Source organism: Pseudomonas viridiflava (genome assembly GCF_003702045.1).
Taxonomy (GTDB): Bacteria; Pseudomonadota; Gammaproteobacteria; order Pseudomonadales; family Pseudomonadaceae; genus Aquipseudomonas; species Aquipseudomonas viridiflava_C.
The window spans coordinates 65,150-85,528 of the sequence record NZ_RBTP01000012.1 but is presented as its reverse complement, the minus strand read 5'-3'; the positions used below and the strand labels follow the sequence as shown (position 1 = coordinate 85,528).

The following is a 20,379-nucleotide window of genomic DNA, read 5'->3' as shown; positions in this document are numbered from 1 at the left end:
TCAAATTGAACCGTCTGGTACAAAGTGGTTCAGAACCTCCATGACTGTTCATTCATTCGCAGGAGAAACCTCATGACCCAGACCGCTCTGGTCGTTGGCGCAAGTGGCATTGTCGGCAGCGCGATCACGCAATTGCTGCTGGAAAACAATTGGCAGGTGGCAGCTCTCTCCCGCAGCCCATCCTCGGTGCCCGGCGTAATTCCGGTGGCTGCCGACCTTAAGGATCCGGCGTCGCTGAACGCTGCACTTGCAGACCTCAAGCCGACTCATGTCTTCATCACCACCTGGTCGCGTCAGGCCACTGAAGCCGAAAACATCCGCGTCAATGCCGCGATGGTGCGCAACGTGCTCGACGCCGTCCGCCCGGCCAAAAGCGTGCAGCATGTGGCGCTGGTGACCGGCCTCAAACACTACCTCGGCCCGTTCGAAGCGTACGGCAAAGGTACGCTGCCCCAGACACCGTTCAGGGAAACCCAGCCGCGCCTGGACATCGAGAACTTCTATTACGCGCAGGAAGATGAAGTCTACGCCGCCGCCGAAAAAGACGGCTTCACCTGGAGCGTGCACCGTCCGCATACGGTGACAGGTGTAGCCGTTGGCAACGCGATGAACATGGCCACCACACTGGCCGTCTACGCTACGATCTGCAAGGCCACTGGCCGTCCGTTCGTGTTCCCGGGCTCGCGCGTCCAGTGGGACAGCCTCACCGACATGACCGACGCCCGCCAGCTCGCCCGACAACAATTGTGGGCGGCGACAACACCTGAAGCAGCCAATCAAGCCTTCAACATCACCAACGGTGACGTGTTCCGCTGGAGCTGGATGTGGGGCCAGATCGGCGATTACTTCGGCCTGCAGGCAGCTGACTTCCCCGCGCAACCTGCGCCGCTGGAAGAGCAGATGGCAGACGATCAGAAGGCCTGGACCGACATCGTCAGCCAACACCAGCTTAAGGAAGGCGATATCAATCGTCTGATCTCACCGTGGCACACCGATGCCGACCTGGGTCGTCCGATTGAAGTCGTCACGGACATGTCGAAAAGCCGCAAACTGGGCTTCACGGCGTTCAAGGCGAGTGATGATGCGTTTTTCGAAGTGTTTGAAAAACTGCGTCGCGAGCGTTTGATTCCTTGAATCATCGCCCCTGATTGATGCCGGCCGGGCTGACCCGGCCGGTGCCACGCCATGACAGGACACCCCATGAGAATAGTTGTAGCCGCTGCCGTTGCGGCCCTGAGCCTGAGTACTTTCGCGGCTGAAACCAAGCCGGATTTGTCAGCCTGCAACCTTGTCGAGCAGCGTGCGCTTGAAGGTCGGATCGGTAGCACGGTCACCGACAGGAGCCAGGCGCATATTTCGACAAGAGCCAGCGTTTTACAGGCGGACATCGGCAGCCTGTACAGAGCCGGTCACCTGCCGCAGAAGCAGGCTGGTCAGATGTACAACCGCATCGAGAAAATCCGCTCCGACAGCGCAGACTTAGTCAAAGCCCAAGGCTTCCTCAGTGCTGGAGAACGCGCCAGCTATGATCGCGAGCTGGACGCGATAGCGGACAATCTCTGCAAGCGTTGAGCGCCGCCTAACCTTTCGCTTCCTGCTTGCGCTTGCGAAACTCGGCCACCTTATGCCGATTGCCGCACAGCGCCATGCTGCACCAGCGCCGCTTATGCGACTTGGTACGGTCGTAGAACACGAGCGAGCAGTCGTGGCTCTCACATTTGCGCAGCAACGATGAGTCGCCTTCAGCCAATAATTGCGCAGCCCCGAAGGCGATCTCGGCCACAGTCCGATCGGTAGCATTCGGCTGACAGAAACGGTCCAGCTCCGGGGCCTTCGACGGTTCCCACACCAATTGCGGTACAGCCTTGAGCAGAAAGGCATTGAGCCGTGACGGGTCCGCAACACGACCCTCCAGACGCGCCTGAACGAGCTGCTCGATGCTCTCGCGCAGTGCTTGCAGTTCATTGAGCAAACGCTCGTCACACGCATCACTCCCTAGCCCCACCTGTTCAAGCCAGCGAATCGCCGACGCGTGGCTGGTCAGCAGATCGCATCGCTGGCCGTCAATCATCATTCGGGTGTTGAGCAGGTCCAGTGCGGGGTGGTCGGCCAGTATCAACGGAGCTGGGAGGTGGGCGGTCGAGCCAGAGGGGGTCATCAGAGTACTCCTGAAATGCTGGCGGGCATTGTAACCTATATACATAGCTTGAGCAGTTACAAAAGCATCATGGGCTATCTCACTGGCCCGATCCAATACGTCTGAAGACGACGATAACTCACAGGGACACCACGATTTTGTGGGAGGCGCACCATGTCTTAGGCATAGCGCTGTCGCGCAGCAAACTTCGTGGGAGCGGACTTGTCCGCGAATGCAGTATCTCGGCCGCTGTTTATGCGTCGGGTGTACTGGCCTTTTCGCGGACAAGTCCGCTCCCACAGGCTGAGCCCGCTTCTGCCCGGCGGGTGTAGGAGCTCACGGAGGTTACGACGGCAGCGATGGGCTGCGCAGCGGCCCCTTGGGTTGTGCCTGATGCACCGCGTTTGCAGGGTTTGCTGCCGGTGCCCGGCAGATCGCGGGCAAGCGTGCTCCTAAAGGCTGAGCCTGCTGCCGCGAGGCAGTCTTCCATTTCATACGCCATTGATCCCTCAACACATTTCGACATGAAAACTCACTGAACTATCGCTTTGGCAGCACGATCCTTTCCTATGCGCAGTCAACGCGACCCCGGCGGCCGGTAAATTCGTGCCGTGCGCTGACCGGGAGTCGCTGAACGATAAGGAGCCGCTATGACCGTTACCGCCCACCCCGCTTACCGAAGGACACCAGGCCCGCTTCACGCGATCCTGCTGGCCGGGAGCGTGCCGCTGTTTCTAGGCGCATTGCTCAGTGACATCGCCTATTACCAGACCTTTCAAATCCAGTGGGCCAATTTCGCCGCCTGGCTAATCGCCGGAGCGCTGGTGTTCTGCGGTTTTGCGCTGTTGTTCGCGCTGGTGAATCTGGTCCGCGCAACACACAAGGCAGGACGCCCAGTGGTGTACTTCCTGTTGTTGCTGATCACTTGGGTGCTAGGACTGGTCAACGCGTTCGAGCATGCCAAGGACGCATGGGCCGTCATGCCTTCGGGCCTGGTGCTTTCAGTCATCGTGACCGTGCTGGCTGTCTTAGCCGCGTGGATCGGGCTGACCAACCTGCGTTCGGGAGATGAGCAATGAAACCTCAAATCGCACTGACAGCCTTGAGCATGGCCCTGTTGTTGAGCGCCTGCGGCGGTGAAGCGGACACCACCCAGGCTCGCGGCCCGGACCCTAAACTGCCGGAACCGCAACGCGGCCTGCTGCCGAGCATGAAGATCGCCGAACCTGTGGCGTGGGGCGACCAGAAGCCGACCGTACCCGAAGGCTTCAACATCACCGCGATTGCGACCGACTTACGCATCCCGCGTCAAACGCTGGTGCTGCCCAACGGTGACATCATCGTCGCCGAAGGCCGTGGTGGCAGTGCCGCCAAGCTCAAGCCCAAGGATGTGATCGCCAGTGTGATCAAGGCCGAGGGCAACACCAAGGTCAAAGGCGGCAACCGCCTGACACTGTTACGTGATGCTGACCGTGACGGCACCTACGAAACCAAGACCGTGTTTGCCGAAAACCTTAACGCGCCTTACGGTCTCGCGTTTGCCGACGGCAAGCTGTATGTCGCCAACCAGGACGCGCTGGTGCGTTTCGATTATCAGGAAGGCCAGACCCAGGCCAGCGGCGCGCCGACCAAAGTCACTGACCTGCCCTCTGCCATCAACCACCACTGGACCAAGGCGTTGACCGTCAGCCCTGACGGTCGCTATCTGTATGTCGGGATCGGCTCCAACAGCAACGTGACCGAACGTGGCATGGAGGTGGAGATCGATCGAGCGATGGTGTGGCAGATCGATGCGGCGACGGGTGCTCACAAGCCTTACGCCACCGGCATTCGCAACCCGACAGCGCTGACCATTCAGCCTGAAACCGGACAACTGTGGGCTGTGGTCAACGAGCGTGACGAACTGGGCCCGGATCTGGTGCCCGATTATCTGAGTTCGGTCAAAGAAGGCGGCTTCTATGGCTGGCCTTACAGCTACTGGGGCCAGAACGTCGACACCCGCGCCCAGCCGCAGAACCCGGAAAAAGTCGCCGCCGCGATCAAACCGGACTACAGCCTCGGCTCGCACGTCGCCGCACTGGGCGTGGACTTCTCCATCCCGGAAATGGGCGACAAGTTTGCCAATGGCGTTTTCGTCGGCGAACACGGCAGCTGGAACCGCGACAACCCGGTCGGCTATAAAGTGATCTTCGTACCCTTCAGCAACGGTAAACCTTCAGGCGAACCGCTGGACTTCGCAACGGGTTTCCGTGGCGACGATGGCAAGACCCGTGGCCGTCCGGTCGGGGTGACGGTCGACCCGAAAGGTGCGCTGATCATTGCGGATGACCTGGCCAACACCGTGTGGCGAGTGACGCGTAGCCAGTAAACCTCAACGCTTCGGGCCGCTTGAGATCAAGCGGCCCGAAGACTGTCGCCGTTCACGCAAATCTCCCGGTCTCTTACCAAACAACCTGTAACCCACTAACGAAACACGATGGTGTGGGAGGCCTCACCACTCCTTCGGCGTAGCGCTGTCGCGCAGCAAACACCGGGCATGGTGGGAGCGGACTCGACAGACGAGTCCGTCAGCTGCATGCGCAGGCCTTGCGTGCCACTCGTCGATGAGAAAGCAATCCGACTAAACCTGCAGCGCCCGCCTCTTTTCTACACGTTCATCCCGTGGATAAACCAAAGGAGATGAACCATGAAAGCTATCGTATTTCACGGCGTTGGGGACATTCGTCTGGACGAGGTGCCCGACCCCACCCTTCAGGCTTCAACCGATGCCATCGTGCGCATCACAGCCTCGGCCATCTGCGGCACTGACCTGCACTTCATTCGTGGCAGTGCACCGGATATGCAGCCCGGCACCATCTTGGGCCACGAAGCAGTCGGCGTGGTCGAGGCCTTGGGTGACGACGTGCGTAACCTGAGCATCGGTGACCGCGTGTTGATCCCCTCCACCATCGCGTGCGGCAACTGCTCTTACTGCCGGGCAGGTTATTTTTCCCAGTGCGACGTGGCTAACCCCAACGGCAAATCGGCAGGTACCTCGTTCTTCGGCGGCCCGAAGAGCACCGGCCCATTCAATGGGCTGCAAGCCGAAAAAGCCCGTATTCCGTTTGCTCACATCGGCCTGATCAAGCTGCCCGATGCCATTACCGATGACCAGGCAATCGCCATGTCGGATATTTTCCCGACAGCCTGGTTCGGTGCTGAAATGGCCGAGATCAAAGAAGGCGACACGGTTGCGGTTTTCGGCTGCGGACCGGTAGGCCTGTTTGCCATCGTCAGCGCAAAGCTCATGGGCGCAGGCCGCGTGTTCGCCATCGACGGGCTTGAAGACCGGCTGGAGCGCGCCAGAGAGCTGGGTGCCGAGCGCATCAACTTTGAGCAGGAAGATCCTGTGGAAACGCTTCATCGCCTGACCAATGACATTGGCGTGGACTGCGCCATCGACGCTGTCGGCATCGATGCCAACCACAGCCATCGGCACGACAGGCATGACCATGACGCCGAACAGTGGCAGCCGGGTGACGAGCCCTCTCAGGCGTTGCAATGGGCGGTGCAAGGGCTGGCCAAGGCTGGAACGCTTTCGATCATCGGCGTCTATCCGGCCGGTTTCGACAGCTTTCCCATTGGCATCGCGATGAACAAGAACATCCGCATGAACATGGGCAACTGCCATCACCGCAAATACATCCCGAAGCTGATCGACATGACCCTTGCCGGACGCGTCGATCCAGCCAGAGTCCTGACCCAGCATGAGCCGCTGACCGACGCGGTCAGCGCCTTCAAGAAGTTCGATCAACATCGGGCTGGCTGGATCAAGGTCAAGCTTGAACCGGGTCAACAGCAGCAGGAGGTGTCGGCATGAAAGCAATACGAATCGCAGCGTTTGGCGGACCTGAAGTGATGTCACTGCAGGACGTGGACAGACCTCAGGCACTGCAGGGTGAGGTGCTGGTGAAAGTCATGATGGCAGGCACCAACCCGGTCGATTACAAGATACGCGAGGGTCAGTATCCGGAAGTCAAACAAGACCGTCTGCCGTTGACACTGGGTCGTGAAGTGGCAGGCGTGGTGGTGCAACTCGGGGAAGGCGTCTTGCAGCTCAACGAGGGTGACCGCGTATTCGGCATGATCGGAGCAGACGGTGGTTACGCCGAATACGCCCGGGTGCCAGCCGAACACCTGGCCCGCATTCCAGACTCGCTGGTCTGGCAAACCGCAGCCGGCTTGCCGCTGGCCGGGCATACGGCATGGCAGGCACTGGTCGAACACGGCCACCTTGAACAAGGGCACAAAGTGCTGATACACGGCGGGAGCGGCGGTGTCGGGCATTTGGCGGTTCAATTCGCCAAGGTCAAAGGTGCGGAGGTCTACGCGACGGCGTCGGCGGAAAGCCTGCCCTTCCTGAAATCACTGGGCGTCGATCGCGCGATCGACTACAAAGCCGAGCGCTTCGAAGACATTTGCAAGAATTTCGATCTGGTGATCGATCTGATCGGCGGCGAAACCCAGTCGCGTTCCTGGCAAGTGCTGGGCGAAGGCGGACGACTGGTTTCCACCCTGGAGATGCCCGACGCCCATCATCCACAGGCAGAGGGCAAGACCGGAACCCGTTTCATCGCCGACCCTCGCGGCCATGAACTGACGGAGATGGCCGGGTACGTCGACGCAGGCGAAGTTTCGGTCGTGATCGCAGAAACCTTCCCGCTGGAACAAGCCAAGGCCGCGCTGGATTATCTTGCCGATGGCCATGTACATGGCAAAGTGGTGCTGCGGGTTCACGAAGACACCTGAGGGTCAGCGGCAGCGACGGGCGCTCACCGGCCCGGTTGCTGCCACTCACTACAGACAGGCCAAAGGACAATGCCGCCAGGCGGATTTGATAAACAGATATTCCAAAACGCAAAAAACCCGCCGAAGCGGGTCGTTTTGCAAACATGACCATCCCGACATCCTGTCAGTAGCCTCCTGGCAATGGTCGATCCTCCCTGATCGCTGCATCAATCCTTCGCTGCAGCTGTTGAATTGGATCCTACCGATGCTCGGGGTCAATGCAAAGAGCCAATAACGTCTGCACGTGTAAGCGTTTCGCCATAGCGCAGGTTTACCTGACGATTAATCACAGTTCAAACCAATTGCTTATGCATAGGAACACAGGCCAGCTTGAGCCCTGAGGGCGACTCATAGACAGCCTGAGCACTTCCGGTGAAGCCACATCGTTGATAAAAACCTTCTGCATTCAGAGTGGCCTCAAGACGAACCTCTGTCAGCCCCGCTTCACGCGCCAGTTCCTCGAGATAAACGAGCATCTTTTTACCAACGCCCTGCCCCATGAACGCTGGCAGTACGAAAAGCGCCTCCAGCTCACCGGTTTGAAAATTTATCAGACCCGTCGCGACCGGGACTCCATCAATAATAGCTACGTGATAGTCATTCTCGACCCACGTTCTGTATTTGTCCGTAAGCGGTACATCTGTCCAGTCGGTTATCTGGGCCGCCGAGTAAACAGCGTTGCATTGGTGCCGTATTGCCTGATGCCGAATATCAAACGCGGCCTGTGCATCGCAGCGTAGTGCGTGACGAATCTTCAAGCGTTTGTTCTCCTGTCCAAAGCAAGCATCGCCTCACTCTAACGCACTGTACAAATAAGTAGCTCCTATCAAACAACCTGCAAACTACTGAAGAACGTGATTCGTAAACGGCCCCACTGCGTGCTCAACGTAGCGCTGTCGCTCAGCAACACCGACATGGGAGGCGGCTCGTCGACAATGCGTTTCTCCAAGCGCTTTATCAGCAACTGAACTGAAGCTATTGCCAGCAAGCCGCTTCTTATCAAGCAACGCGTACTCACCTGAATAAAAGGTTTTTGTGGAAGCGGAGTTGTCCGCGAAAGGCCGGTACATCCGAAGAAGACGCAGTGGCTCAAACGCTGCATTCGCGGACAAGTCCGCTCCCACGATGCCCGCTTTTGCCTCTTTCCATTTATACATGCATCTGACGCTGCCCCCGAAACTGCCAACATTGAGCCCCTCACAACCCCGGTGCTACCATGCGCGACCGCCATGCAGGCAAGGGAATATCCGGGTCATGAGCAGTATTCGCGAGCGCAATAAAGAACGCATCCTGCGCGCCGCCAGCGAGGAGTTTGCCGATAAGGGCTTCGCTGCCAGCAAGACCAGCGATATCGCCGCCAAGGCCGGTGTCCCCAAGCCCAACGTTTACTACTACTTCAAGTCCAAGGAAAATCTTTACCGCGAGGTGCTGGAAAGCATCATCGAACCGATTTTGCGTGCCTCCACGCCTTTCAATCCTGAAGGAGCGCCCGCCGAGGTGCTCAGCCGCTACATTCGCGCCAAGGTTCAGATTTCGCGTGACCTGCCGTTTGCATCGAAGGTATTTGCCAGCGAGATCATGCATGGCGCGCCGCACCTGACGCAGCAGCAGATCGAGCAGCTCAATGGTCAGGCCCGGCATAACATCGAATGCATCCAGGCGTGGATCGACAGCGGACAGATCGCCCCGCTCGATCCGCATCACCTGATGTTCACGATCTGGGCAGCGACCCAGACCTATGCTGATTTCGACTGGCAGATTGCGACCGTCACCGGTAAGGCCACGCTGGAAGACAGCGATTACGAAGCCGCCACCCAGACCATCCTGCGTCTGGTACTCAAGGGCTGCGAGCCGGACTGACCGCCTGCGAAAACACCTTTCCCAAGACGCAAAAAACCCGCCGAAGCGGGTCGTTCCTGCACATGACCATCCCGACATCCTGTCAGTAGCCTCCTGGCTATGGCCGATCCTCCGTGATCGCTGCATCGTTCCTTCGCTGCAGTTGTTGAATTGGATCCTACATTCACTTCAGGCCTGCCGATAGGGCGAAAGACGCCTAACGATGTAAGCCTTTCGCTACTTTTCAAAATAGTTCCGCAGGCGCGCAAATAAATGTGATGCTGATCTCATGTTTGGTCATGATGCGCCGAGAAGCTGAGGAGGCCCTTAGATCCGGCGGTTTACCGGTCTGGCCTGCCAGTTTCAAAGAAGAAAAAGAAAAATAACGTATGGGGTAGGGATCATGAATATGCGCAGTTTGTCCATCAGCCGCCGGTTGTGGCTGATTCTTATCGTTTCTGTGCTGATGCTCTTTGTCCTGGCAGCTACGCTGCTCAAGCAGATTCACGACGACCTCTATCAAGCCAAAGCTGAGAAGACCATGCACGTGGTCCAGACCGCCAGCGGCATTCTGACCTTTTATCAAGGCCTCGAAGCGGCGGGCACAATGCCACGCGAAGCCGCGCAGCAACAGGCGTTGAAAGAGATCAAAGGCTTGCGCTACAGCCAGAATGACTATTTCTGGATCAACGACCTGCAGCCCGTGATGATCATGCACCCCACCAACCCCAAGCTCGAAGGCCAGAACCTGTCGGGGATCAAGGATCCGGACGGGTTTGCAGTGTTCAATGAAATGGTAACGGTAGTTAAAAACAAGGGAGCGGGTCTGGTCAACTATCGTTGGCCCAAGCCCGGTGCAACGGACCCGGTGAGAAAGACGTCTTATGTTCAGCTGTTCCAGCCTTGGGGCTGGATTCTGGGTTCCGGCGTGTACGTGGACGATGTGGCCGCAGAGTTCAAGTCACAGATCTGGAACGCCGGCGTTTCCATTGCTGGCATCGTGCTGGTGATGATCCTGATGCTGACCCTGATCGTGCGCAGCATCGTTCGCCCTCTTCGAGCAGCCGTTAGCGCGATGAGCAATATCGCCAGCGGCGAGAGCGACCTGACCCGCACCCTGGAGACCCACGGCAGTGACGAGATCACCGAACTGGGCACTCACTTCAATGCCTTCATCGCCAAGCTGCGCAACGTCGTCGGCCAACTGCAGCACTCAGCGTTAGCCTTGGGTCAGGCCTCCAACGACCTGGGCAGCAATGCCGAGCAGGCCCAAAACCGCAGCCAACAGCAGTCGCAACAAATGGACCTGGTCGCCACCGCTGTCAACGAGGTGACCTATGGCGTGCAGGACGTGGCCAAGAATGCCGAACACGCCGCCAGCGAAATGCGTAATGCCGAGTCCCAGGCGCAGCAGGGTCAGGTCAATATCGACAACAGCCTGCGCCAGATCGAACACCTCTCTGGCACGATCGGTCAGGCGGTGGAAGTGATGCAGACCCTGTCCAGCGAAAGCACTCAGATCGGCAGCGTGCTGGAGGTGATCAGCTCGATTGCCGAACAGACCAACCTGCTGGCGCTCAACGCCGCCATCGAAGCGGCACGTGCCGGCGAACAGGGCCGAGGCTTTGCGGTGGTGGCTGACGAAGTGCGCTTGTTGGCCCAGCGGACCCAGAAGTCCACGGCCGAAATCCAGGCCATGATCGAGCGCCTGCAGCGCCACTCCGATGCAGCCGTCAAGGTTATCGGTGACAGCAGTCGCTCGTCGCAACTGACCATCGAACAGGCCAATCAGGCCGGGCAGAGCCTGACGTCAATCAGCCAGGCCCTGCGCAACCTGAACGGCCTCAACGCCTCCATTGCCAGCGCAACCCTGCAGCAATCGCATGTGGTCGACGATATCAACCATAACGTCACTCAAGCCGCGCAACTGTCCCAGAGCACGGCGTTGGCGGCCGAGCAGTCCACCACGGCCAGCCAGCACTTGCGCATGTTGAGCGAACAGTTGAACGGCCTGCTGAAGCAATTCCGCGTCTAATTCAGCGCTTGAAAGGTCTGCATGGGAACCTCCTGCAGACCTCGTTGCCTGAGACCTGTTCACTTAACCGCAGGGGGTCACATGCGCACACTGGAATTGGCAGGCAACACCGTACCAGTGCTGGGTCAAGGCACCTGGCACATGGGTGAGAAGGGGCATCTGCGTTCGGCAGAAATCGCCGGTCTGTGTCGTGGGATCGAACAGGGCCTGACCCTGATCGACACGGCAGAGATGTATGCAGACGGCGGTGCCGAAGAAATCGTCGGGCAAGCCATTGCCGGGCAGCGCGACAAGGTGTTCATCGTCAGCAAGGTTTACCCGCACAACGCGAGCCGCACCGGCATTCCCAAGGCCTGCGAGGCCAGCTTGCGGCGGATGAACACCGACTACATCGATCTTTACCTGCTGCACTGGCCGGGCCAGTATCCGCTGACCGAGACCGTCGAAGCCTTCGAGCGGCTCCAGGAAGAAGGCAAGATCGGCGCATGGGGCGTGTCCAACTTTGACGTTCCGGACATGATCGAGCTGGACAACCCGCGGTGTGCCACCAATCAGGTGCTGTATAACCCTGAGCAGCGTGGCATCGAGTTCGATCTGATGCTGTGGAGCGCCAATCGTCATCTGCCGTTGATGGCGTACTGCCCGATCGGTCAGGCGGGCGATCTACTGTATCACCCTGCCCTGCACGAAATCGCCAACCGTCACAGCGCCACGCCCGCGCAAATCTCGCTGGCATGGGTGCTGCGTCAGGACAATATGATTGCGATCCCCAAGGCAACCGATCCTGAGCACATTCGCTTGAATGTTGCAGCCGAACAGATTCGGCTCACCGAGCAGGATCTGGCCGATATCGACCGGGCGTGGCCAACACCGATGCGCAAAATGCCATTGGCGATGATTTGAGACACATGCCGACACAATCGGTCACAAATCTGAAATAACGGCTTGTCATGATGCGGCCTTCGCCTCCCCCTCCGGGCCGGGCCGCACGTGGATAGCCATGAACCACAGCATTGCTCACCATCATCAGGACTCCGATCTTTTTGGCCTGCTCTACGGCTTCCGCTTCCGCCCCGGCGAAAGCGGTCAGGAGATCGGTTCGGCCGCTGCGCTGGAATACTTGCAGACCCCCTCCGAAGGCGACGACTTCATCTGGCTGCACCTCAATCTGTCCCACGCCGCCTGTGAACGCTGGATGAAGACACAGCTGGAGCTGCCCGAAGAGTTCTTCGAGGCCCTGCACGAAGGTTCGCGCTCGACCCGTATCGAACATGTCGATGCCACGCTGTTGGCGGTGGTCAACGACGTGGTATTCGATTTCAACCGACTCTCGACCGATATTTCGACACTCTGGGTCTGCGCCCGCCAACGCCTGCTGATCACCGCCCGGCTGCAGCCATTGCGCTCGGTGGACAAGCTGCGTTCGGCGGTCAAGCGTGGCGAGCAGTTCGACTCGCCCCTGGAGCTGCTGGCCCATCTGTTGAGCGATCAGGGTGAAGTGCTGACCCAGTTTCTGCGCAAAACCAGCGTCAATGTCGACCGTATCGAAGACCAGTTGCTGTCCCAGCGCCTGAGTAATAATCGCTCGGAGCTGGGTGCCATGCGTCGGGTGCTGGTTCGCCTGCAACGGCTTCTGGCGCTGGAACCTGGCTCGCTGATGCGCCTGCTGCACCGCCCGCCACAATGGTTGCGCGAACAGGACGTGCAGGCGTTGCGTCAGTCCATCGAAGAATCGTCCCTGGTCATCAACGACCTCACGGCGCTGGGCGAACGCATCAAGCTGCTGCAGGAAGAGATCGCGGCGAACCTCAATGAGCAGAGCAGCCGCACCCTCTTCACCCTCACGGTGGTCACCGTGCTGGCCTTGCCCATCAACATCGTCGCCGGTTTTTTTGGCATGAACGTGGGGGGTGTGCCGCTGGCCTCCGACCCTGAGGGTTTCTGGATTCTGGTGGCACTGGTGGCGACTTTTACGTTGGTGGCCGGGCGCTGGGCCTTTCGCAAGCGCGGCGATTACTGACGCCGTTTTCATCAGGCCTTCAGCCGCCGGTTATCAGGAATATCACCCGAGTGGCTGATGAATTGATCTGTGTCGTATCTCTGTAACATTTTGCAAAGACCATGTCAGTTATCTTTCACTCAGGTATTGCACACATGGCTACCAACGCACTATCACCCAACGCCACTGGCGGGGCGAGCCTGTCGGCAACCCAGTTCGGACGTAAACCCGGTCGTCTGACCATGACGATCTTCTTCGCCATCCTCATCGCAGGCCTGGTTTTCACCGGCTACAGCCTCAAGCAGGATGTGGATGACATGGGCACGGTGGTTACCACCTGGACGCCCTTCATCCTGCTGGGCGTGGCGCTGTTGATTGCGCTGGGCTTCGAGTTCGTCAACGGTTTCCACGACACGGCCAACGCTGTCGCCACCGTCATCTACACCCACTCACTGCCGCCAGGCTTTGCGGTGGTCTGGTCGGGGTTCTTCAATTTCCTCGGCGTCATGCTCTCCAGCGGCGCGGTGGCGTTCGGCATCATCGCCCTGCTGCCGGTCGAGCTGATCCTGCAAACCGGCTCCTCGGCCGGCTTCGCCATGATCTTTGCCCTACTGATCGCGGCGATCATCTGGAACCTCGGAACCTGGTGGCTGGGCTTGCCGGCCTCCTCTTCACACACACTGATTGGTTCGATCATCGGCGTGGGCATTGCCAACGCGCTGATGCACGGGCGTGATGGCACCAGTGGCGTGGACTGGTCGCAGGCGACCAAGATCGGCTATTCGCTGCTGCTTTCGCCGTTGGTAGGCTTTGGCTGCGCCGCTCTGCTACTGCTGGCAATGCGCATGTTCATCAAAAACCGCGCGCTGTATAAGGCACCGGAAGGCAATGCGCCGCCGCCCTGGTGGATCCGCAGCATGCTGATCGTGACCTGCACCGGCGTTTCGTTCGCTCACGGCTCCAACGACGGGCAGAAAGGCATGGGGCTGATCATGTTGATTCTGGTCGGCACATTGCCAATGGCCTACGCGCTCAACCGCACCATGCCTGCCGATCAGGCCACACAGTTCGCGGCGGTGGCCGAGGTCACGCAGCAGGCGCTGATCCGCAGCGCCCCCCTGCCCGCCCCCGCTGACTCGCGCCAGACGCTCTCGGATTATCTGGTCAGCAAACAGGCGTCCCCTGAACTCATTCCGGCGCTGGCCGTGATGGCGGGCAAGATCGGCAATGAAGTGCGCAGTTACGGCTCGCTGTCCAAGGTGCCTGCCGAGGCGGTCACCAACGTGAGGAACGATATGTACCTGACCTCGGAAACCATCCGGGTGATGGACAAGAATAAGGTGGGCAACTTCGATGCCGACACCCAGACTAAGCTTGATGCCTTCAAGAAGCAGATCGACGACGCCACGCGCTTCATTCCGACCTGGGTCAAGATCGTGGTCGCCATCGCGCTGGGGCTCGGCACGATGGTCGGCTGGAAACGCATCGTGGTCACGGTCGGTGAGCGGATCGGCAAGACACACATGACTTACGCCCAAGGTGCTTCGGCCGAGGTGGTGGCGATGTTCACCATTGGCGCCGCCGACATGTATGGCCTGCCGGTGTCCACCACCCATGTGTTGTCTTCGGGCGTCGCAGGCTCAATGGTTGCCAATGGCTCGGGATTGCAGATGCGCACGTTGCGTAATCTGGCCACCGCCTGGGTGCTGACATTGCCCGCGGCGATTCTGCTGTCGGGGTCGTTGTATTGGGTGTTCAGTCATCTGTTTTGATTGAGAGGCGGGGCACATCGCTCCGCCTGGGCATGCCATCCGGGACGCCCGGCGTCCCATCTGGCACAGACTGCGGATTCAGTGATCCAAGCGCTCGGCTCAGGTCACCTTTTCGCCCCTCGGCGACTCACTTTGACGGGGCAAAGTAAGCAACCCCCTACGCTCCGGTTCCGGCCCCGGCTTCGCCGGGGTTCCTTCGTCCTGACACTGATTCGGGGGTCGCAATCGTCGGCGTCCCTACTTGCGCGTTGGTAAAGCAGGTCAAGGCTGCCATTTTTAAATTCAGCCGCACAGCCAGCGTCAAACGCTGAGCGAACACGATCCAAGTGACTAACGCACTGTAGGGTCCGGCGGTACGTCGCCGTCGGTGCTGGTGTCGATACTCACCACCACCGACATCCCCGGCCTCAATCGTTCGAGCAGCGGCTGGTCGTCGTCGACCACAATACGCACCGGGATGCGCTGCGAGATTTTCACGAAGTTGCCGGTCGCATTGTCGGCTGGCAGCAGACTGAACTCCGATCCGGTCGCAGGCGAGATACGCTGCACGCGGCCGTGCATCATCTGATCATCCAGTGCATCCACCGTAAAGCTCACCGATTGCCCAAGACGCACATTCGCCATCTGCGTCTCTTTCATGTTGGCAATGATCCAGCGCCGCTCGGGCACCAGCGCCATCAATTGCGCGCCGGAATTGACGTAAGCCCCCAGCCGCACACCGATTTGCCCCAATTGCCCGTCACGAGGGGCCACGATGCGGGTGTTGTCCAGGTCGATTCGCGCCAGTTGAATCGCAGCCTGCGCATTAGCGACCGAAGCCTCCAGCGACCCTCGATTGACGATGACCGTCTGCAAATCTTCACGGGCTATTTGCAGGGTGGCCTTGGCTTCGGCAACCGCAGCGCTGGCCTGGGCATCCGCAGCGCGGGCCACGTCCAGCTCGCTTTTGGACACCGAACCGTCGGTGACCAGCGCCTGATTGCGACGCAAGTCCGCTGCGCTCTTGCGGCTTTGAGCAATCGTGTTCTGCAGTTGAGCCTGGCGCTGCGCGATGGTCGCTTCTGCGCTGCGGCGCTGTTGCAGGTTATTGGCCAGCGAGGCTTTCTGCACATCCACTTGCGCCAGCGCCTGATCCAGACGCTGTCGGTAAATACGATCATCCAGGCGCACCAGCAGGTCGCCCTTCTTGACGAACTGGAAGTCCTGCACCGGCACTTCGTACACGTAGCCGCTCAGTTGCGGGCCGATCAAGGTGGTCTGGCCATGCACCTGAGCGTTTTCGGTGCTCTGGATCGGGCTGGTGAAAGGCGGCAATTGCCACGCGTACAGCACAATCAGCACACCGGCCAGCGCAACGGCGCCAAACAGTATCGAGGACAGGATGCGCTTGCGCCGTGAGCGCGGCCGTGTAGTCACCGGCGACTTCAGCGGCGCGGGTGCCGGTCCATCGGTGCGCCTCACGGTTTCGCTGTCGGCAGGTGGACTGCGGTCGGCGTCAGGATTCGAATTCGGGGGGTTCGGTTCAGTCATGAAGGTTGTGCGCCGGTCGGTGATACGGAAGGCGAAGCGGCTGGTGCTACAGGAGCAAGCGCCTGAGGTTCAGTGGTCAGTTTCAGCCAAACGACCCGGAACGAAATCCAGATCATGGTCAATACGGCGATCAAGGCAATCAGCATGAAGACGTCGTTGTAAGCCAATACATTGGCCTCGCGCGTCGCCGCAGAGGCCATAGCGCGCATGCCTTGAGCGGTGCGCTGTGACGGGTCGGCGATCACCGAGCCGTAACTGGCGCTGTAGCTTTGCAGGCGCGACTGCACCAGCGGGTTAATCAGCGTCAGGTGCTCGACGATGTGGCTGGAGTGAAACTTCTCGCGCACGATCTGGAACGTTCCCAGTGCAGCAGACCCGATCAGGCCGCCAATGTTCTGGGTGATCCCGAACAGCACCGAAAAACTGATCATGTTACGCGGGTTGGCCAACACGCCACTGATGCCCAGTACCAGCGTCGGCCCCAGAAAAAACGTGCCGCCGAAGGCCAGCAGAAACTGGCTGAGGTACATGTTCGATTGCCGGGTCAGGTTGGTGGAATGGCTGTCCATCCACGCACCGATCGCCATCATCGCCAACGAAATCAGCAGCGGCTTGATCAGGTGCGCAGGATTGATCGTCAGTGCGCTGACCACCAGCCCCGCGACGCTGCCCAACAACATCACCAGATACAGCGAGTGCAACTGTTGACTGCCCATGTTCAACGCCTGGAGAAAACCGACAGCGCCCACGGATTGTTCTGATAACACGACGCGAAACAGGATCACCGCCAGCCCCAGCCGCAGGATCGAGCCACTGCCCAGCCAGCGAGTGATCAACAATGGATTGCTGCGGTTGTGTTCGATCGCAAGCCCCGCGCAGATCAGCACAATGGACGCCGCCGAAGCGATGCCGATCCAGGGCTCCTCCAGCCACCACTCGATCCGCCCCAGCGAAAGCACGGCGCAGAGCAACGCGAAGCCTGACGCAAGCAGGCCGAAGGTCAGGAAATCGAGCTTTTCGAACGCCTTGAAGCGATCACCTGGCGGCAGCTTGAGCATGAGCACGCAGCCCAGCGACAACATCGCCATACCCAGCTCGAACAGGTACAAGCCTCGCCATTGGGCAATCTGCAACAAATCTTCTGAAACCAGTCGGGCCAGCGGTGTGGCCAACTGAGCGGTCCCCAATCCCAGCACCAGCGCCTTGAGTCGCCATTTCTGCGGAAAGGCCTGGATCATGTAATACAGGCCCAGCGTACTGAGCGCCGCGCCCACCATGCCGTGAGCGGCCCGCACGGCGATGGCCGAATCGATGTCGTTGACGAACAGGTGCGCGAGCGTGACCAGCGCGTAAAGCACCAGGAACAACTCAGTAAACGCCCGTAAGCCGAACTGCTGGCGAAACTTCACCAGCAGCAGGTTCATTGACACGTTGGTCATGATGTAGGCGGCCGGCAGCCAAGCGATGTCCTGTGAGGTGGCGCCGAGCGCTCCCTGCAAATAAGGCAGGTTGGCGATGACCAATGCGTTGCCCAGACCGCCCGTCAACGCCACGATCACGCCCACCAACGCGAAAGCCCAGCGTCGCGCAGTGGAGTGCAAGGGCGTCGAAGGCGAACCCGGCATGGTCGGACGTTCATGGGGCGCCCATTCGCGTGGGGCGTATTTATCGCTCACGAAAGCTCGCTCATGGCAGGTGGTTCATGGAAATCATTCTTTGAAGGGCTTGAGGCATTCCCTGTGTGACAGTCACAGCGCACAGAATACTCATCAAGCCCTGTGATTCCTGTGACAGGCCAAGGGATTGAAGCTCATGACGTGGCTTTTGTGCATAAACGATGGCCATTTGAAACTTGTGGCTATGCTTAAACGCAGTTTTGCTTTGCACATTTGCACTGCTAGGATCTGCTGCGACGCCGGGAACAAATAAGAAGAAAGCGCAAACGAACAAGGAGTTCAGAATGAGTTCACAGGCTTCATCCGCCGTGTCGGTCCGACCACCCGCCAACCGGAGCGCAGTTGTGATTGAAGTACGCAATCACATCGGCCACTTGACCCTCAATCGCCCTGCCGGCCTGAACGCGCTGGATCTGGAAATGGTCCGCACCCTGAAGCAGCAGCTCGACGCCTGGGCCGACGACGACGGCATTCACGCTGTTGTGCTGCGTGGATCGGGCGACAAGGCGTTCTGCGCCGGTGGCGATATTCGCTCGCTGTACGACAGCCACCGCAACGGTCAGGACCTGCATCTGACGTTCTTCGCCGAGGAATATGCGCTGGACCTGGCGATTCATGGCTACCGCAAGCCTGTGATGGCGCTGATGGACGGCCTGGTGCTGGGCGGCGGAATGGGCCTGGTCCAGGGCGCCGACCTGCGCGTGGTCACTGAACGCAGCAAACTTGGCATGCCGGAAGTTGCGATCGGGTATTTCCCCGATGTCGGCGGCAGCTATTTCCTGTCCCGTCTGCCTGGCGAACTGGGCACCTGGCTCGGCGTGACCGGCACCCAGATCGGCGCGGCAGATGCACTGTATTGCGGACTGGCCAACTGGTCCATGAGCAGTGAAATGCTGCCGCGCCTCGATCACATGCTCGATCATCTGAAGTGGAAGTCGACCCCGCTTAAAGACCTTCAGGGCGCTATGGCCAAACTGGGGACCCAGCGTCTGCCCCACCCCCCCCTTGAACTGCTGCGCCCTGCCATCGATCATTTCTTTGGCTTGCAGGACATTTCGAGCATTCTTGAACAACTGCAAGAGGTGACCATCGGCGACACGCGCCAGTGGGCACTGGATACCGTCAAAAAAATGCACAGCCACTCGCCTATCGCGATGGCCGTGACCCTGGAAATGCTGCGCCGGGGACGCCACCTTTCACTGCATGACTGCTTTGCGATGGAGCTGCGCCTGGACCGCCAATGGTTCGAGCACGGTGATCTGATCGAAGGCATCCGTGCCCTCATCATCGATAAAGACAAGAAGCCGCGATGGAAACACGACCGTGCGCAAGACGTCAGCGCCGCGCACGTGGAACGTTTTTTCAGCGGCCAGGAGACTTGAGTCATGCACGATCTTGAACTGACCGAAGAACAGGTGATGATCCGCGACATGGCGCGCGACTTTGCCCGCAACGAAATCGCCCCCCATGCCCAGGCATGGGAGAAAGCCGGATGGATCGACGATGCGCTGGTCGGCAAGCTCGGTGAGCTGGGGCTGCTGGGCATGGTGGTGCCGGAGCAATGGGGCGGGACTTACATCGATTACGTCGCCTACGCGCTGGCAGTCGAAGAAATTTCTGCCGCCGACGCTGCCACTGGCACGCTGATGAGCGTCCACAGCTCGGTGGGCTGCGGTCCGATCCTCAACTACGGCACCGACGAGCAGAAACACACCTGGCTGGAAAAGCTCGCCACCGGCCGGGCCATTGGCTGCTTTTGCCTGACCGAACCCCACGCGGGCTCCGAGGCCCACAATTTGCGCACCCGAGCCCAATTGCAGGGGGACGAGTGGGTCATCAACGGCGCCAAGCAATTCGTCAGTAACGGCAAACGGGCACAGTTGGCCATTGTGTTCGCCGTGACCGATCCTGAGCTTGGCAAGAAAGGCCTGTCGGCGTTTCTGGTGCCCACCGAAAACCCCGGCTTCGTGGTGGATCGCAGTGAGCATAAGATGGGGATCCGCGCCTCGGACACGTGCGCGGTCACGCTCAATAACTGCCGTATCCCGGCAGCCAATCTGTTGGGTGAGCGCGGCAAGGGGCTCGCCATCGCCCTGTCAAATCTGGAAGGCGGCCGGATCGGCATCGCCGCCCAGGCCTTGGGCATCGCTCGCGCCGCCTTCGAGGCCGCACTGGCCTACGCCCGCGAGCGTGTGCAATTCGACAAGCCGATCATCGAACACCAGAGCATCGCCAATCTTCTGGCCGACATGCACACCCGAATCAACGCCGCCCGCCTGCTGATCCTGCACGCGGCCCGTCTGCGCAGCGCCGGCCAGCCGTGCCTTTCGGAAGCGTCCCAGGCCAAGCTGTTCGCCTCGGAAATGGCCGAGTGGGTTTGCTCCAAGGCCATACAGGTACACGGTGGTTACGGCTATCTGGAAGATTATCCCGTCGAGCGCTATTACCGTGATGCGCGCATCACCCAGATCTACGAAGGCTCCAGCGAGATTCAGCGCCTGTTGATCGCTCGGGAGCTGCGCCACTACCTGGTTTGAGCGAACGGCCCCGGTGACACTCGCCAC

17 protein-coding genes are annotated in these 20,379 nt (G+C 59.7%); 13 read left to right on the top strand and 4 right to left on the bottom strand.

The window, feature by feature from the left end; all coding sequences use genetic code 11:
- The first annotated feature begins 72 nt into the window (after positions 1-72).
- Positions 73-1,134: an SDR family oxidoreductase gene (locus ALP40_RS02560; protein WP_122206721.1), complete on the top strand. Its 1,062-nt coding sequence runs from the start codon at positions 73-75 to the stop codon at positions 1,132-1,134.
- A gap of 66 nt (positions 1,135-1,200) precedes the next feature.
- Entirely contained in the window at positions 1,201-1,572 is a 372-nt protein-coding gene (locus ALP40_RS02555; protein ID WP_122206720.1) for a hypothetical protein, read from the top strand.
- 7 nt (positions 1,573-1,579) lie between these two features.
- Here the strand turns inward: ALP40_RS02555 and ALP40_RS02550 are convergent, their stop codons facing one another.
- Positions 1,580-2,158: an ABATE domain-containing protein gene (locus tag ALP40_RS02550; protein WP_122206719.1), complete on the bottom strand. Its 579-nt coding sequence runs from the start codon at positions 2,156-2,158 to the stop codon at positions 1,580-1,582.
- Between the two features lie 629 nt (positions 2,159-2,787).
- Between ALP40_RS02550 and ALP40_RS02540 the strand changes: the two genes are divergently transcribed.
- The 4 genes from ALP40_RS02540 to ALP40_RS02525 all read left to right on the top strand — a co-directional run bounded on the left by ALP40_RS02540 (position 2,788) and on the right by ALP40_RS02525 (position 6,925).
- Positions 2,788-3,216: a DUF2231 domain-containing protein gene (locus tag ALP40_RS02540; protein ID WP_122206717.1), complete on the top strand. Its 429-nt coding sequence runs from the start codon at positions 2,788-2,790 to the stop codon at positions 3,214-3,216.
- Positions 3,213-4,505, top strand: coding sequence for a sorbosone dehydrogenase family protein (locus ALP40_RS02535; protein WP_122206716.1), 1,293 nt, complete (start codon positions 3,213-3,215; stop codon positions 4,503-4,505). Before ALP40_RS02540 ends, ALP40_RS02535 begins: the two co-directional genes overlap by 4 nt.
- Positions 4,506-4,823: 318 nt before the next feature.
- Entirely contained in the window at positions 4,824-5,996 is a 1,173-nt protein-coding gene (locus tag ALP40_RS02530; protein WP_122206715.1) for a zinc-dependent alcohol dehydrogenase, read from the top strand.
- On the top strand, positions 5,993-6,925 hold the full coding sequence (locus ALP40_RS02525; protein ID WP_122206714.1) for an NADP-dependent oxidoreductase: 933 nt from the start codon (positions 5,993-5,995) through the stop codon (positions 6,923-6,925). Before ALP40_RS02530 ends, ALP40_RS02525 begins: the two co-directional genes overlap by 4 nt.
- 332 nt (positions 6,926-7,257) lie before the next feature.
- Here the strand turns inward: ALP40_RS02525 and ALP40_RS02520 are convergent, their stop codons facing one another.
- Complete coding sequence (locus ALP40_RS02520) at positions 7,258-7,722, bottom strand: GNAT family N-acetyltransferase (protein WP_122206713.1); 465 nt, start codon at positions 7,720-7,722, stop codon at positions 7,258-7,260.
- Between the two features lie 496 nt (positions 7,723-8,218).
- Between ALP40_RS02520 and ALP40_RS02515 the strand changes: the two genes are divergently transcribed.
- The 5 genes from ALP40_RS02515 to ALP40_RS02495 all read left to right on the top strand — a co-directional run bounded on the left by ALP40_RS02515 (position 8,219) and on the right by ALP40_RS02495 (position 14,609).
- Positions 8,219-8,824, top strand: a complete 606-nt coding sequence (locus ALP40_RS02515) for a TetR/AcrR family transcriptional regulator (RefSeq protein WP_122206712.1) — start codon at positions 8,219-8,221, stop codon at positions 8,822-8,824.
- 382 nt (positions 8,825-9,206) lie between these two features.
- A complete protein-coding gene (locus ALP40_RS02510; protein WP_122206711.1) occupies positions 9,207-10,838 on the top strand; it encodes a methyl-accepting chemotaxis protein in 1,632 nt (543 codons plus the stop codon).
- 81 nt (positions 10,839-10,919) lie between these two features.
- Positions 10,920-11,741 (top strand): aldo/keto reductase, encoded by an 822-nt coding sequence (locus ALP40_RS02505; RefSeq protein WP_122206710.1) that lies wholly within the window; start codon positions 10,920-10,922, stop codon positions 11,739-11,741.
- 97 nt (positions 11,742-11,838) lie between these two features.
- Positions 11,839-12,858, top strand: coding sequence for a transporter (locus tag ALP40_RS02500; RefSeq protein ID WP_122206709.1), 1,020 nt, complete (start codon positions 11,839-11,841; stop codon positions 12,856-12,858).
- Positions 12,859-12,992: 134 nt separating this feature from the next.
- On the top strand, positions 12,993-14,609 hold the full coding sequence (locus ALP40_RS02495) for an inorganic phosphate transporter (RefSeq protein ID WP_122206708.1): 1,617 nt from the start codon (positions 12,993-12,995) through the stop codon (positions 14,607-14,609).
- A 330-nt stretch (positions 14,610-14,939) separates the two neighbouring features.
- Here the strand turns inward: ALP40_RS02495 and ALP40_RS02490 are convergent, their stop codons facing one another.
- Both ALP40_RS02490 and ALP40_RS02485 read right to left on the bottom strand, forming a co-directional pair.
- Positions 14,940-16,139, bottom strand: a complete 1,200-nt coding sequence (locus ALP40_RS02490; RefSeq protein ID WP_122206707.1) for an HlyD family secretion protein — start codon at positions 16,137-16,139, stop codon at positions 14,940-14,942.
- Complete coding sequence (locus tag ALP40_RS02485) at positions 16,136-17,815, bottom strand: MFS transporter (RefSeq protein WP_181112196.1); 1,680 nt, start codon at positions 17,813-17,815, stop codon at positions 16,136-16,138. Before ALP40_RS02485 ends, ALP40_RS02490 begins: the two co-directional genes overlap by 4 nt.
- A gap of 284 nt (positions 17,816-18,099) precedes the next feature.
- Between ALP40_RS02485 and ALP40_RS02480 the strand changes: the two genes are divergently transcribed.
- Positions 18,100-19,197, top strand: a complete 1,098-nt coding sequence (locus ALP40_RS02480; RefSeq protein ID WP_122206705.1) for an enoyl-CoA hydratase/isomerase family protein — start codon at positions 18,100-18,102, stop codon at positions 19,195-19,197.
- Positions 19,198-19,200: 3 nt separating this feature from the next.
- The gene (locus tag ALP40_RS02475) at positions 19,201-20,352 is read left to right on the top strand and encodes an acyl-CoA dehydrogenase family protein (RefSeq protein ID WP_122206704.1); all 1,152 of its coding nucleotides are present in this window, start codon (positions 19,201-19,203) and stop codon (positions 20,350-20,352) included.
- Positions 20,353-20,379: the final 27 nt, after the last annotated feature.